This window comes from Actinophytocola xanthii (assembly GCF_001921205.1).
Classification (GTDB): Bacteria; Actinomycetota; Actinomycetes; order Mycobacteriales; family Pseudonocardiaceae; genus Actinophytocola; species Actinophytocola xanthii.
Window position 1 is genome coordinate 1 of record NZ_MSIE01000054.1, and the last position, 14,513, is coordinate 14,513.

Here is a 14,513-nt window from a genome sequence, read left to right on the forward strand (position 1 = left end):
GCGTTGCCGTAGTCGTAGAAGACGCCCAGGTCGGCCCGTCCGTCCCCGGTGAAGTCCCCGGCCACCGGCTTGGATCGGGTCTGGTCCCACGCTCCGACACCCGAGTCCCACGCCATGGTCGGCGCGGTGAAGCCGCCGGTGGTTCTGGCGGTCCAGGTCCAGAGGGCGGTGCGGGCGTTGCCGTAGTCGTAGAACACGGCGAGGTCGGTGCGTCTGTCGCCGGTGAAGTCTCCGGCGACGGGCTTGGATCGGGTCTGGTCCCAGGCTCCGACACCCGAGTCCCACGCCATGGTCGGCGCGGTGAAGCCGCCGGTGGTCTTGGCGGTCCAGGTCCAGAGGGCGGTGCGTGCGTTGCCGTAGTCGTAGAACACGGCGAGGTCGGTGCGTCTGTCGCCGGTGAAGTCTCCGGCGACGGGCTTGGATCGGGTCTGGTCCCAGGCTCCGACACCCGAGTCCCACGCCATGGTCGGCGCGGTGAAGCCGCCGGTGGTCTTGGCGGTCCAGGTCCAGAGGGCGGTGCGGGCGTTGCCGTAGTCGTAGAACACGGCGAGGTCGGTGCGTCTGTCGCCGGTGAAGTCTCCGGCGACGGGCTTGGATCGGGTCTGGTCCCAGGCTCCGACACCCGAGTCCCACGCCATGGTCGGCGCGGTGAAGCCGCCGGTGGTCTTGGCGGTCCAGGTCCAGAGGGCGGTGCGTGCGTTGCCGTAGTCGTAGAACACGGCGAGGTCGGTGCGTCTGTCGCCGGTGAAGTCTCCGGCGACGGGCTTGGATCGGGTCTGGTCCCAGGCTCCGACACCCGAGTCCCACGCCATGGTCGGCGCGGTGAAGCCGCCGGTGGTCTTGGCGGTCCAGGTCCAGAGGGCGGTGCGTGCGTTGCCGTAGTCGTAGAACACGGCGAGGTCGGTGCGTCTGTCGCCGGTGAAGTCTCCGGCGACGGGCTTGGATCGGGTCTGGTCCCAGGCGCCGGGGCCCGAGTCCCACACCATGGTCGGCGCGGTGAAGCCGCCGGTGGTCTTGGCGGTCCAGGTCCAGAGGCCGGTGCGGGCGTTGCCGTAGTCGTAGAGTCCCGCCACGTCGTGGAACCCGTCGCCGTTGAAGTCGCCACGAGCACCGGGTACCGACGCCTGGGCGACCGACAGCCCGGCCGCCGAGAGCGTCAGCGCGGCGAGCACCGCGAGGGCGCGGTTCAGAGTCGTCATGCTGGGCTGTCGTGCTGGAGGCCCGTACCGCGAGGGGCACGATGTCACCCGGACGGGTCTTACTGGCGGTCGCGGCCACGATCGTGGCATCGTGTCCGGGCACGGCCTGAGGCGGCCCACCACGGTCAACCTCGGCGCACTCGCAGGTCAGGACGGTGGTTTGGCGTGAAGAAGATCATCAATGACCCGTCCACAGTGGTCGCCGAGTCGTTGCGGGGGCTGGAGCTGGCGCACTCCGACCTGCTCACGGTGGTGCCCGAGCCGGCGGTCGTTGTCCGGGTGGACGCACCGGTGCGGGGCAAGGTGGCCGTGGTGTCCGGTGGGGGATCGGGGCACGAGCCGATGCACGGCGGGCTGGTCGGGCCGGGCATGCTCGACGCGGCCTGCCCGGGACCGGTGTTCACCTCACCCACGCCCGACCAGGTCCAGGCCGCGATCGAACGCGTCGACGGGGGCGCCGGGGTCCTGCTGATCGTGAAGAACTACACCGGGGACGTGCTGAACTTCGAGACGGCCGCCGAGCTCGCTCAGGCCGAGGACGTCGAGGTCGCCACGATCGTGATCGACGACGACGTGGCGGTGAAGGACTCGCTCTACACGGCGGGCCGGCGCGGTGTCGGCGGCACCGTCCTGCTCGAGAAGATCGTGGGGGCGGCCGCCGAGCGCGGGGACGACCTGGCCGCCTGCGTCGCGCTCGCCGAGCGGGTGGTCGCCGGGGTCCGGTCGATGGGCATGGCCCTCGCCGCGCCGACGGTCCCGCATGTGGGTGAGCCGAGCTTCGACCTGGGCGAGGACGAGATGGAGGTCGGCATCGGCATCCATGGCGAGCCCGGTCGGGCGCGGCTGCCGGTGGACAACGCCGAGGGGATCGTGGCCCGCCTCCTGGAGCCGATCCTGGAGGACCTCCCGTTCACCGAAGGCGACCGGGTGCTGCTGTTCACGAACTCGATGGGGGGAACCCCGCTGCTGGAGCTCTACCTGGCCCACGGGATCGCCGAGCGGCTGCTGGCGGATCGGGGCATCGTCGTCGAGCGGCGGCTGGTGGGCCCGTTCGTGACGAGCCTGGAGATGCAGGGCATGAGCCTGACGCTGCTGAGGCTCGACGACGAGCTGACCGAGCTGTGGGACGCACCGGTCCGCACGGCGGCGTTGCGGTGGGGGAGCTGATGGGCTGCACGGCCGCCGACGTCGCGGCGGCGGTGCGCGCGGCGGCCGAGGTCGTCGCCGAGCACCGGGACGAGCTGGTCGAGCTGGACCGCGCCATCGGCGACGGCGACCACGGGGAGAACCTCCGGCGCGGGTTCAACGCCGTCGTGTCCGCCCTGGACACGTCCACACCGGACACTCCGGGCGCGGTGCTCAAGCTGGTGGCCAAGACACTGATCTCCACTGTGGGCGGTGCGGCAGGCCCCCTGTACGGCACGGCGTTCCTGCGCGCGGCCACCGCGCTCGGCGACGCCGCAGAGCTGGGGCCCGCGGAGGTGACGACCGCGATCGAGGCGGCGCTGGGTGGCGTCGTGGCGCGCGGCAAGGCAGCCGTGGGGGACAAGACGATGGTCGATGCCCTGGACCCGGCGGTCCGGGCGGCGACGGCGACGTCCGGCTCGGTCGCCGAGGTCCTCGCGGCCGCGGCGGCGGGGGCGCAGGCCGGTGCGGCGTCGACCGTGCCGTTGGTCGCGCGCAAGGGGCGGGCCTCGTACCTGGGTGAGCGCAGCGCCGACCACCTCGACCCGGGCGCCCGCTCGACGGCACTGCTGCTCGCGTCCTTCGCGAGGTCGGCCGGGGCGGGCCAGTGAGCCTCGTCGGCCTCGTCGTCGTGTCGCACAGTGCGCGGCTGGCCGAAGGCGTGGTCGAGGTGGCCGCGCAGATGGCCCCCGACGTCGCCGTGCTGGCCGCGGGCGGCACCGCCGACGGCGGTATCGGCACCGACCTCGATGCGGTGTCCGCCGCGCTGACCAGCGCCGACGCCGGCGCCGGAGTGGTGCTGCTCTACGACCTGGGCAGCGCCCGCATGGTCGCCGAGATGGCGGTGGAACTCCTTGCCGACCCGGACCGGGCCGCGCTGGTCGACGCGCCGCTGGTGGAGGGGGCGGTGGCGGCCGCCGTCGCCGCGCAGGGCGGTGGCGACCTGACCGGCGTCGCGGCGGCCGCCCGCACCGCACTGACGACGACGGACGGCCCGTCGGCGGCGGCGGAGCTGCAACAGGCTCCACGCACCGAGGAGGTCCCGGTGCTGGGGCGGTTCCGGCTGACCAACGATATCGGGCTGCATGCTCGGCCCGCGGCCCTCCTCGCCCGAACGCTGGCCGGTCTGGATGCCTCGGTGACCGTTCGGTTCGGCGGCCGGGCCGCCGACGCCACCAGCGTGCTCGCGCTGATGTCGCTCGGCGCGCGTGGCGGGGACGAGATCGAGGTGTCGGCGGTAGGCCCGCGCGCGCAGGAGGCGCTCGGCCGGGTGGCGGAACTGGTGGAACGCGACTTCGACGACTGACCGCCGGGTATTTTCACACCGGCCGGCTCGTCGTAGGTTCGGTCCATGACCTCGCCTTCCCGGCGCCGCGGGGCTCTCGCCAGGGCGTTGATCGGTGCCGCCGGTCTGCTGCTCGCCCCGCCGGCCGCGGCCGAGTCGCGGGTGCCGCCACACGTCCAGGGGACCCGCACGGTCCCCGTGTACGACTACGCCGGCGCCATCCGCGAGAGCGTGTGGGTCAGCACCGGGCTGGACAACGACGGCGACGGGGTCGGCGACCGCGTCGCCGTCGACCTGGTCCGGCCGCGGGAGACGGCGCGCGCCGGCGTCCGCATCCCGGTCATCATGGATGCCTCGCCGTACTACCAGTGCTGCGGACGCGGCAACGAGAGCGAGCGCAAGCAGTACGCGGCGGACGGCACCGTCACGAAGTTCCCGCTGTTCTACGACAACTACTTCGTCCCCCGCGGGTACGCCTTCGCCGCGGTCGACTTCGCCGGCACCAGTCGCTCCACCGGCTGCGGCGACGTCGGCGGGCGCGAGGAGATCCTCGGCGTCAGGGCAGTCGTCGACTGGCTCAACGGACGGGGCCGGGCCACCTACGCCGACGGCACCCCCGCCCGGGCGACCTGGACCACCGGCCAGGTCGGCATGATCGGCAAGTCCTGGGACGGCTCGGTCGCCAACGGGGTCGCCGCGACCGGCGTCGAGGGGTTGGAGACGATCGTGCCGATCTCGGCGATCTCCAGCTGGTACGACTACTACCGCCACAACGGCGCGCTCTACACCACCGACTTCGGCCCGGCCTGGCTGTCCGGCTACGTCGACGGTCGCCCGGACCCGGTGTGCCAGCCGGTGCGCGACGCCCTGCTCGCCGGATCGGACAACGCGACCGGGAGCTACAACGCGTTCTGGGCCGAGCGGAACTTCCTGCCCGACGCGCGCAGGGTCCGGGCGAGCGTGTTCGTCGCCCACGGGCTGAACGACCTCAACGTCGAGACCAAGCACTTCGCCCGGTGGTGGGAGGCGTTGGGCCGAGGCGGCGTCCCGCGCAAGCTCTGGCTCGGCCAGCCCGGCCACGTCGACCCGTTCGACTTCCGGCGGGCCGAGTGGGTCTCGACGCTGCACCGCTGGTTCGACTACTGGCTTCAGGACCTACCCAACTCCGTCATGCGCGAACCGGCGGTGACGATCGAGCGGGAACCGGACGTCTGGGTGAACGAGCGGAGCTGGCCGGCCCGGGGCACGGCGCCGGTGCCGGTGTCGCTCGGGGCGGGCGACGGCACGACCGGCACGCTCGGTCCGCGTCCCGGCCGCGGCACGACGACCCTTGTGGACGCCCCGGAACTCACCGAGAGCGCCGCTGTCGCACAGCCCGACGCCGACGTGCCCGGGCGGCGGGTCTTCCTGTCCGCGCCGCTGGACCGCGACCTGCGGATCAGTGGGACAGCGACGGTGACCCTGCGGGTCCGGGTGTCCCAACCGAACACCCAGCTCTCCGCGCGGCTGGTCGACTACGGGACCGCGGCCAGGATCAACTCGCTCGCCCCCGGCGAGGGCGTCCGCACGCTCGACACCGAGTCGTGCTGGGGCGTGTCCACCGCGGCCGACGACGCCTGTTACCGCGAGACCGAGAAGAACGTGGTGACCTCCGACTACGGGGTCCTCACCCGGGGCTGGGTCGACGCCGCCCACCGCGACTCGCTCACCCGGCCGACCCCGTTGACCCCTGGGCGCTGGTACACGGTGACCTGGCCGCTGATGCCGCACGACACCGTGCTCCCGGCCGGCCGCACCCTGGGCCTGGTGCTCACCCTGTCCGACAACCAGTTCACCGTGCCCGGGAGCCCGGGCGCGACCGTGGACGTGGACCTGCGCCACAGCCGCCTCGACCTGCCGGTCACGCTCCCGCCGGGACTCGGTGCCCTGCCGGAGCCGCGGGTCGTGCCGCGGGTGTCCACCCGGGAGGCACCGGCCGTGCTCGACCGCGGGAAGGAGTGGACCGAGTTCCGTTGACCCGCCGGGAAAATGTCGCCTGACAACGGCCTCCGGCCGACGTAGCGTTGGGCGGTGCTCCCCGAGGTCGCCTGCGACGAGTCCGGCTCGGAAGGGGAGAAGCTCGTCGGTGGGGTGACCGACGTGTTCGTCCACGCGAGCGTCGACCTCGAGATCGACGACGCCGAGGCGGTCGTGCGGGAGGTCCGTGACCGGATCCGCTCGCCCGCGGTGGAGTACAAGGCGAACCACCTGCTCCGGGAGAAGCACCGCGACGTCCTGCTGTGGTTCCTCGCCGCCGACGGACCGGTGTACCGGCACGCGGCCGTCGAGGTGATCGACAAGACCGCGTTCCTCGTCGAGCGGATGGTCGAGCTGCTGGTGGGCGCCGCGGACGTCGGCATGGCGGCGGTGTTGTACGACCGGGGACCGGTGGTGTTCGGCCCGAACAGGTGGGTCGCGTTCCTGGCGGCGTTCAACGACCTCGTCCGCGCCAGGAACCGGCGTGACGAGGACGTCTCGGCCGACTCGTTCTTCCGAACCGTCGACCACCTCCTGCGCTTTGACGTGCCGGCCGACCTGGCGGCGGCGCTGGACGTGCTGGGGCAGGGCCGGGAACGGGCCGAGGCGTACCGGTCCAGGGACCCGCGCGCGGTCTCCGCGTTCGACCCGATGGTCCCGGCCATCGTCGCCACCGTCGCCCGCTGGAGCGACGGCGAGGCCCTCGCCCTCGTCCACGACGAGCAGCTCTCGCTCACCGAGGCACGCATCGACCAGCTCAAGCGGCTCTGCGGCGGCCGCCTGGCCAGCCTCCGCCTGGTCGACTCCCGCCACGACGCCCGGGTCCAGATCGCCGACTTCCTCGCCGGCGTCACCCGCCGCATCGCCTCCCACGCCCGAGCCGGCGCCGGCGACGACGAGCTCGTCGACCTGCTGACTCCCTACGCCCGCTCTCCACAGCCAGAAGGGTGACGCCGGTCGGCCGGCTCCTCCCACCCCGACCGGGGGATCGCAGGCGGAACAGCGGACTTGCAACCGGTACTCGGGTACGGGGTTACCTTCTGTTCATGGTGGAGATCGCGTGCTCGCTGACCGGCGGTGAGCCCGCCCTGCGGCGGCGGGTGGGCCAGTGGCGGGCGGTGGCCGGCGGGGCGACCGCACGCTGCGCCGTGTCTGGCGGGGTGGCGTTGACCTACCGCCCCGACCAGGCCGCGGCGGTGGAGCTGGCCCGCCTCGCCGCGGCCGAGGTCGCCTGCTGCCCGTTCTTCGTGTTCACGCTGACCGTGGACGCGACGGGGGTGCGGTTCACCGCGACCGCTCCGCCCGAGGGGCAGGAGCTGTTGGCCGCGGTCCTCGGGGAGGGGTGAGGCCGAGGTGCGTACTGGTGAGGTGGCCGCGCTGGCCGGGGTGAACGTGCAGACGCTGCGGTACTACGAACGGCGCGGGCTGATCGCCGAGCCGGTGCGCGGTCCCGGCGGGCACCGCGACTATCCCGGCGACACGGTCTCGCTGCTCGGCCTGATCAAGACGGCCCAGGGCCTCGGGTTCACCCTCGACGAGGTGGCCGGGCTGCTCGGCGCCGCCCGGCGCGGGCGGCCGGGGGACCGCCTGCGCGAGCGCGTGGTCGCCAAGCTGGCCGAGGTCGACCGGCGGCTCGCCGAGCTGGCCGCGGTGCGGGAGACGCTGGCCAGGCTCGTCGACGCCGAGTGCGACAGCCTGACCGACTGCACGCGCCCCGACTGCCCGCTGTCCGCCGCGCCGTGAAAGCCGTCAGCCGTGCTGGGCGGCCAGGTGCTCGGTCAGCCGGCGGACGGCCTCGGTGAGGCGGCGGAAGTAGGTGGCCTTGCTCATCGACAGGGCGCGGGCGGTCGCGGCGGAGGTCGGTCCCGACTCGACGAAGCGCTGCCAGAGCACCGCCCGCAGCTCCTCCTCGCGCGGGCTCGAGCCGAACGCCGCGCCGATCCCGTCGCGCAGCGTCGAGCGGACCGACTCGGCCCGCTGCTCGACGCCGATCCCCACCGCCAGCGGGTGCTCGGCCAGCGCGGCGGCGACGCCGAAGGACTCCAGCGCGGCCCGCACCTGCTCCACGCTCAGCGCCGGTGGCACGCCCATCTCGCGGTACACCTGGTCGCGCTGGTGCCCCCGCAGGCCGTCGGGACCGTAGTCGATCCAGTACGCGCACAGGGGACGTCCGTCGATCGTGCGGTCCAGCTCCGGGATCACCGTGCCGCCGACCGCGAGGCAGAACTCGTGCAGGCGCTCGTTGTGCTGGAACAGCGGGACTATCGCGTGCCGCGGGTTGGCCACGTCGGCCCGCATCGCGACCGCGATGTTCAGCATCGCCAGCGCGGCCCACGAGTCGGTGGTGAGGTCGATGCTGTCGCGCCAGATCACCACCTCGGTCGAGGCACAGGTCTCGGCGGCGAAGCGCAGGCAGTCACGGCCGAAGGGGTCCTCGGCGAGGGCGGCCCTGGGAGCCGAGCCGGGCGTGAGCCACACGGCGTGCCCGACCGGCGTGCCGGCCCCGTCCCGGGCGACGACCACGTTGCGCGGGGAGAGCCGGTGGTAGGGCTCGGTCCAGGACCACCACCGCGGGTAGCCGCGCTCGTCCATCGCGGCGGCCAGGACCTCGGTGTCGCCGGGCCGGATGCGGTCGGCGTGGTAACGGGAGCTGCCGTCCCAGCAGTAGGTCCAGCGCAGGACGGGGTTGCGCACCAGGTGCGCGAGGTCGGTGAGCACCGACCGGTCACCGAGCGTCCCGCGCCGGTAGAGGTGGTCGGTGATCCGCCGGCGCAGCTCCCGCTCCCTGGCCGGCCGGCTGCCAAGCAGGCTGGTCCGCATGGGCTTGCGCACGGCGTCGTGCAGGGTGACGGCGTCGCCGACGCGGTCCACGAACGGCAGCGCGGCGAGCCACTCGAACGCGGTCTCGGCGTCGGCGCCCGGTTCCAACGCGTCGGCCAGGAGCTCCATCGTCGTCCGCCGGGCGATGGCGCACGTGGCCAGCGCGTCGAAGTGGGTCGTGCCCCAGCGCACCGCCGTCGTCAGCCTGACCAGCGTGGCGACCAGGCGGGGCTCGGGCGTGATCCGGCCGTGCCGCTGCCAGGCGGTCGCCGCGAGCACGAGCGCCAGCGGTGACCCCGCGGCCCACTGGGCGATCTCCCGCGCCGGCTCGGGCGGCACACCGTGCACCCCGAGCAGCTCGACCGCGCTCGGCGTGTCCAGCGCGGCCAGCTCCAGCACGAACGAGACGCGGGCCCAGCCGCCGGCCATCCATCCCGAGTCCGGACGGTCCCGCCCCGCGATGACCACGACGGCGTCGCCGGGCATCCGGGGCACCACGTCGTCGCGCAGCTCCCTGGCTCCTGCGGCGATCCGCTCGAAACCGTCGAGGAACACCACGGTGGCGGGGGCGACGTCGGCCAGCGCCGCGGCGATCGCGGCCGGCAGCGGCTCGATGGAACGGGCGTCGATCCACCGCGTCGGCCGGCCGGCCGCGGTGGCGGCGGCCGACCAGGCGCGCAGCAGCTGGGTCTTGCCGATGCCGCCGGGCCCGTGCACCAGCAGCACGTTCCGGTCCAGGTCGCGGCAGAGGACCCGGTCGAACAGGGCGAGTTCGGCCGACCGCCCGACCAGCCCGGCGGTGCGCCCGGCCACCCGGTCACCGATCGTCACGTCCATCAGCTCGTCCCGTCCTCAGGTTCCCCGCGCCCGTCCTCCCGGCCAGGTGCCTGGCCAGCTCGAGTCGTCTCGAATCACCCGGCCTGAAGGGGATAATGTCGTGTCCTACTGCTGTCAGGGAAGCGCATACAGTAAGAAATTCTCCGATATGCGTGCACGAGCTCACAGCCGCCGCGCCGGAGTGACATGTCACTGATCGTCTACTGAGGACGAGAAATGCGCACTTCCTGTGCCCACTGGGTTGTGGCAACGTTGCCACATGGAGATAGCCCCCGGCGTCCACCGGTTCCGGGACACCTGCAACGTCTACGTGCTGGTCCGCGACCGGGACGCGCTGCTGGTCGACTTCGGCGATGGTGCCGTGCTCGACCACCTCGCCGAGCTCGGCGCCGACCGGGTCACCGACGTCCTGGTCACCCACCACCACCGCGACCAGGTGCAGGGCCTGGCCAGGGCCGTCGCCCACGGGGCCCGGATCTGGGTGCCACCGGCCGAGCGGGACCTGTTCGACCGGGTCGACGCGCACTGGCAGCAACGGGTCCTGACCAACTACTACGACCTGCGCCAGGACCGGTTCTCGCTGATTGAACCGGTCCCGGTCACCGGCACCGTTCCGGAGTACCGCACCCGGCGCTTCGGCGGGTTCGACGTCACCACGGTGCCCACCCCCGGCCACACCCTCGGCTCGGTGTCCTACCTGGTGGACGTCGCGGGTCGGCGCCTCGCGTTCACCGGTGACCTCATCCACAGCCCGGGCAAGGTCTGGTCGCTCGCCGCGACCCAGTGGTCCTACAGCGCGGTGGAGGGCGTCCACGCGACGGTGCTGTCGCTCTACGAGCTCGCCGAGCACGCGCCCGACCTCGTCCTGCCCTCGCACGGCGAGCCGATCGCCGAGCCGGTGCCGGCGTTCGACCTGCTCGAGCGGCGGCTGCGGGCCTTCGCCGACTCCCGGCGGGACACGCCCTGGAACGCCCGCGGGCAGTGGGACCACCCCTTCGAGGAGCTGAGCCCGCACCTGTTGCGCAATGTGAGCAGCTTCGCCACCAGCTACGCCCTGCTCTCCGACACCGGGGCCGCGCTGTTGATCGACTTCGGTCTCGACATGATCGTCAACCTGCCGACCGGCGACGACCGCTCCTCGCGCCGCCCCTGGCTGCCGTCGCTGCGGGTGCTGCGCCGCGACTTCGGCGTCGACCGCGTCGAGGTGGCGGTGCCCACCCACTACCACGACGACCACGTCGCGGGGTTCAACCTGCTGCGGGAGGTGGCCGGCACCAGGGTGTGGGCGGAACGGTCCATCGCCGACGTGCTCGCGGTGCCGACGCGGTACGACCTCCCCTGTCTGTGGTACGACCCGATCCCGGTCGACCGGGTGCTCGAGGCCGGTCGACCGGTGCGCTGGCACGAGTACGAGCTGACCCTCTATCCGCTGCCCGGGCACACTCTCTACGCGGTCGCCATCGCCTTCGAGGTCGACGGTCGACGGGTGGTGGCCACCGGCGACCAGCAGACCACCACCTGGCAGCCGGGGGAGCGGGCCGAGGTGCTGAACCTGCAGTACAAGAACCGCTTCCGGATCGACGACTTCACCGCGAGCGCGGCGCTCTACCGCAGGCTCCGTCCGGAGCTGATGATCAGCGGGCACTGGGCGCCCCGCCTGGTCGACGACGCCTACCTCCACCTGCTCGCCGAGAAGGGCGCTGAGCTGGCCAGACTGCACCGGGAGCTGCTGCCGCTGGCGGAGGTGGACTTCGAGGCGGAGGGCGTGGGCGCCTGGATCCGGCCCTACCAGGCGACCACGGGCCGGGGGGAGCCGTTCGCGGTGGAGGTGGAGGCCCGCAATCCCTTTGCCGGTAAAGAGGAGTTGACCGTGCGCCTGGTGGTACCCCACGGGTGGCGGGTCGAACCGGCGGTGTCCACCGCTCCCGTGCCCGGGCGGGCCACCGAAACGTTCGAGTTCGTGGTGACCCCGGGCGGTGAGCGCTGTCGTCGTGCCCGCCTGGCCGCCGATCTCACTGTCGGCGCGACCAGGTTCGGCCAGCACGCGGAGGCATTGGTGGACGTACGGTGAGCTACTCGATCGAAATCGACGAGCGGCGCCTGGTGGCCGCGGTCGGCGACGCCCACGGCCTGTGGTTCCGGCTCCGCCTTCTGTCCTCATTGGACACGATGCACGGCCCGGACGAGACGCTCGGGGATCCCGAGGTGCGCCAGGTGGCCAACCGCGTGGAGGTGCGTGCCGCCAGCTCCCGGTGGCACGAACGCACGACGGTCCTCGAGCTGTTCGACGACCGGATCGAGCTGCGGACCACGGTGCGGGGGATAGGCCGCCTGCTGACCGCGCACCTGCTGGGCGGCCACCGCCCGCCAAGCGGCTTCCTGCCCACAGGTTCGGCGCTGCATACCGTTTTCTCGCCCAACCCGGACCATCCGCGCCGGGTGGAGCGGCCGGCCGGCGAACCGGCGGTGATCGGTGTCGTCGGTGACGGCGCCGAGCCCGGCGTCGGACGGTGGCTGTTCGCGCCGGCGCCCTGGTGCCTCGCAGGGCGCCGCGAGCGCGGGGACTGGGTCGCGCTCGGGCTCGCCGCACCGGTGGACGAGCAGAACTTCACCTCGATGCACTACACCGGGGGCACGGACGGGTTCTCGGTGCGCTTGGACTACGAGGGACACACCATTGTGGACGGCGAGTTCAGCACGCCGACACTGGTCATCCAGTTCGGGCACGAGGACGCTCAGGCGGCGTTGCGGGCGCATCGCGACCTGCTCGTGGAGCGTGATCTGGCCCCCGAGCCCGGATCGGTCCGGCGGGAGTGGCTCGAGCCGATGTTCTGTGGCTGGGGCGCCCAGCACCACCTGGCCCAGCGCACCGACAGGTCCACCAAGGACTTCTGCACCCAGGTGAACTACGACCGGTTCCTCGGTCACCTCGCCGAGCACGGAGTGGTGCCAGGCACGGTCGTCGTCGACGACAAGTGGGCGCAGCGGTACGCGACCTGCTTCCCCGACCGGGCGAAGTGGCCCGACCTGGCCGGCTGGATCTCGCGGCGGCACGAGGCGGACCAGCGGGTACTGCTGTGGTGGAAGGCATGGGACCCCGAAGGGGCGCCGCCAGAGGCCTGTGTGACCGCACCGGACGGCACGCCGGTCGCGATCGACCCCGAGCACCCGACCGGCCGCGCCGTGGTGACCGACGCGGTGGAACGGATGATCGGCGAGTTGGGCGCGGACGGTCTCAAGGTCGACTTCCTGGCCCGGACGCCGAGCGGGACCTCCCTGCTGCACGCCGGAAGCAGGTGGGGCGCCGCGCTCCTGCACGAGCTGCTCGCGCTGGTCTACGACACCGCCAAGCGGGTCAGGCGGGACGCGCTGATCGTGACCCACACGCCCAACCCGGCCTTCGCCGACGTCACCGACATGATCCGGCTGAACGACATCCGGATGCTCGACGCCGTGGACCCGGAGGGGCCGGTCGTCGAGCACATGCGCTACCGGGCGTCGGTCGTCGCCGCGGCCTGCCCTGGCGTGCCGGTCGACACCGACGGCTGGTGCCTGCCCAACCGCGCCGAATGGGTGTCCTACCTGCGGATACAGCCCGAGCTGGGGGTGCCCGCGCTCTACTACGCCACGCACGTCGACCTGAGCGGCGAGGAGCTGAGCGGCGCCGACCTGCGCGAGGTCGCCGGGGTGTGGGCGGCGTACCGGCGCACCCTTGACGAAGCCCCACCGGCGGCCTAGGTTGTGGCAACGATTCCACATGGGATCGTTGCCACATGCCGACCGGAATCCTTTCCCCTCGATGACGCGGAGGAACTTCGGATGTCCAAGCGATACTCACGGTCCGTCGCCGTCGCGGCGGCGGCCGCGCTCGTCCTGACCGGATGTGGCGGCGTCGGCGGTGGCGACGACGAACCCGCCGAGGGCGGTGCGGTCACCCTGACCACCATGGGCTTCGGCGTCGGCGACGAGATCGCCTCGACGCGGGTCGACCTCGCCGACAAGACGGTCGGTGGCAAGGCCAAGATCGGCAACAATGCCTTCGACGCGCAGCAGTTCCTGTCCGCGGTCGCCTCCAACAACCCGCCTGACCTGGTTTACATGGACCGCCAGCTGCTGGGCACCTACGCCGCGAGGGGCACCCTCGAGCCCCTGGAGAGCTGTGTGGAGTCCGAGCAGATCGACCTCGACCAGTACCGCGATCCCGCGCTCGCGGAGGTCACTCTCGACGACAAGCTCTACGGGCTGCCCGAGTTCTACAACAACCGCGTCCTGATGGTCAACGACGCCTCGGTGCAGAGCGCCGGCCTCACCCCGGACGCCATCGACCCCGGCGACCGCGACCTGCTCTCGCAGTCGGCCACGAAGCTGACCAAGAAGAACGGCAGCGACCTCGCCCGGATCGGCTTCGACCCGAAGATCCCGGAGTTCCTTCCGATCTGGGCCAAGGCCAACGGTGTGGACATGCTCTCCGAGGACGGGAAGACGGCCAACCTCGACGACCCGAAGCTCGTCGCCGCGCTGGAGTACGCGGTCGGCCTGATCCAGGCACAGGGCGGCTGGGGCTCGTTCAAGGCCTTCCGCGACTCGTTCGACTTCTTCGGCGAGGAGAACCCGTTCGCCGCCGACCAGCTGGCCTCCTTCCCCATGGAGGACTGGTACCTCAACGTGCTGGCCGACGTCTCGCCCGACCTCAAGTTCACCGTCGCCCCGTTCACCGACGAGCAGGGCCAGCCGGTCGACTGGGTCACCGGCACGGCGTGGGCGATCCCGGCGGCGAGCGAGCACAAGGAGCAGGCCTGCAAGTGGATCAAGACGATGACCGACTCGGAGACCTGGATCGCCGCCGCTGAGGCACGGCGGGACAAGCGCGATGCCGAGAACAAGCCGTTCTCCGGCGTCTACACCGGCAACGAGGTGGCCGACGAGAAGATCTTCGGCGAGATCGTGGACCTTGCCGACACGCCGGTGTACGACAAGGCGGTCAAGAACGTGCTCGAGGCCCAGGAGTCGGCGTTCTCGATGCCGTCCTCCCCGGCCGGCTCGGAGTTCCGCACCGCCTGGCAGGACGCGGTGAACAGGGTCCTGTCCGGACAGCAGGCACCGGCCGCCGCGATGGCGCAGGCGCAGCAGGAGGCCCAGGCGGCGCTCGACAACGCGACCGGGAACTAGGT

Annotated in this window: 12 protein-coding genes; 10 read left to right on the top strand and 2 right to left on the bottom strand. The window is 72.3% G+C overall.

Annotation, left to right across the window (positions count from 1 at the left end; genetic code table 11):
* A partial coding sequence (locus BU204_RS26685; protein ID WP_075128515.1) for an FG-GAP repeat domain-containing protein occupies positions 1 to 1,199 on the bottom strand: 1,199 nt, incomplete at its 3' end.
* 165 nt (positions 1,200 to 1,364) lie between these two features.
* On the opposite strand from BU204_RS26685, the gene dhaK reads away from it, so the two are divergent.
* The 7 genes from dhaK to BU204_RS26720 all read left to right on the top strand — a co-directional run bounded on the left by dhaK (position 1,365) and on the right by BU204_RS26720 (position 7,428).
* Positions 1,365 to 2,366, top strand: a complete 1,002-nt coding sequence (gene dhaK / locus BU204_RS26690) for a dihydroxyacetone kinase subunit DhaK (RefSeq protein ID WP_075128516.1) — start codon at positions 1,365 to 1,367, stop codon at positions 2,364 to 2,366.
* A complete protein-coding gene (dhaL, locus tag BU204_RS26695) occupies positions 2,366 to 2,995 on the top strand; it encodes a dihydroxyacetone kinase subunit DhaL (RefSeq protein WP_075128565.1) in 630 nt (209 codons plus the stop codon). The genes dhaK and dhaL overlap by 1 nt, the downstream gene beginning before the upstream one ends.
* The gene (gene dhaM, locus BU204_RS26700; RefSeq protein ID WP_075128517.1) at positions 2,992 to 3,690 is read left to right on the top strand and encodes a dihydroxyacetone kinase phosphoryl donor subunit DhaM; all 699 of its coding nucleotides are present in this window, start codon (positions 2,992 to 2,994) and stop codon (positions 3,688 to 3,690) included. Before dhaL ends, dhaM begins: the two co-directional genes overlap by 4 nt.
* A gap of 45 nt (positions 3,691 to 3,735) precedes the next feature.
* A complete protein-coding gene (locus BU204_RS26705) occupies positions 3,736 to 5,685 on the top strand; it encodes a Xaa-Pro dipeptidyl-peptidase (protein WP_075128518.1) in 1,950 nt (649 codons plus the stop codon).
* A gap of 54 nt (positions 5,686 to 5,739) precedes the next feature.
* A complete protein-coding gene (locus tag BU204_RS26710) occupies positions 5,740 to 6,636 on the top strand; it encodes a DUF3800 domain-containing protein (RefSeq protein WP_075128519.1) in 897 nt (298 codons plus the stop codon).
* Between the two features lie 95 nt (positions 6,637 to 6,731).
* Positions 6,732 to 7,031 carry a hypothetical protein gene (locus tag BU204_RS26715; protein WP_075128520.1) on the top strand — a complete coding sequence of 100 codons (300 nt, stop codon included), beginning with the start codon at positions 6,732 to 6,734 and terminating at the stop codon, positions 7,029 to 7,031.
* Positions 7,032 to 7,038: 7 nt separating this feature from the next.
* Positions 7,039 to 7,428 carry a MerR family transcriptional regulator gene (locus BU204_RS26720; RefSeq protein WP_075128521.1) on the top strand — a complete coding sequence of 130 codons (390 nt, stop codon included), beginning with the start codon at positions 7,039 to 7,041 and terminating at the stop codon, positions 7,426 to 7,428.
* A gap of 6 nt (positions 7,429 to 7,434) precedes the next feature.
* Here the strand turns inward: BU204_RS26720 and BU204_RS26725 are convergent, their stop codons facing one another.
* Positions 7,435 to 9,342: an ATP-binding protein gene (locus BU204_RS26725; RefSeq protein WP_075128522.1), complete on the bottom strand. Its 1,908-nt coding sequence runs from the start codon at positions 9,340 to 9,342 to the stop codon at positions 7,435 to 7,437.
* Between the two features lie 259 nt (positions 9,343 to 9,601).
* Here BU204_RS26725 and BU204_RS26730 point away from each other — a divergent pair, with 259 nt between their 5' ends.
* The 3 genes from BU204_RS26730 (at position 9,602) to BU204_RS26740 (ending at position 14,511) form a co-directional block, all read left to right on the top strand.
* Positions 9,602 to 11,413: an MBL fold metallo-hydrolase gene (locus tag BU204_RS26730; RefSeq protein ID WP_075128523.1), complete on the top strand. Its 1,812-nt coding sequence runs from the start codon at positions 9,602 to 9,604 to the stop codon at positions 11,411 to 11,413.
* Positions 11,410 to 13,080: an alpha-amylase family protein gene (locus tag BU204_RS26735; RefSeq protein WP_075128524.1), complete on the top strand. Its 1,671-nt coding sequence runs from the start codon at positions 11,410 to 11,412 to the stop codon at positions 13,078 to 13,080. The genes BU204_RS26730 and BU204_RS26735 overlap by 4 nt, the downstream gene beginning before the upstream one ends.
* An 81-nt stretch (positions 13,081 to 13,161) precedes the next feature.
* Positions 13,162 to 14,511 (top strand): extracellular solute-binding protein, encoded by a 1,350-nt coding sequence (locus BU204_RS26740; RefSeq protein ID WP_075128525.1) that lies wholly within the window; start codon positions 13,162 to 13,164, stop codon positions 14,509 to 14,511.
* The last annotated feature ends 2 nt before the right edge of the window (positions 14,512 to 14,513 follow it).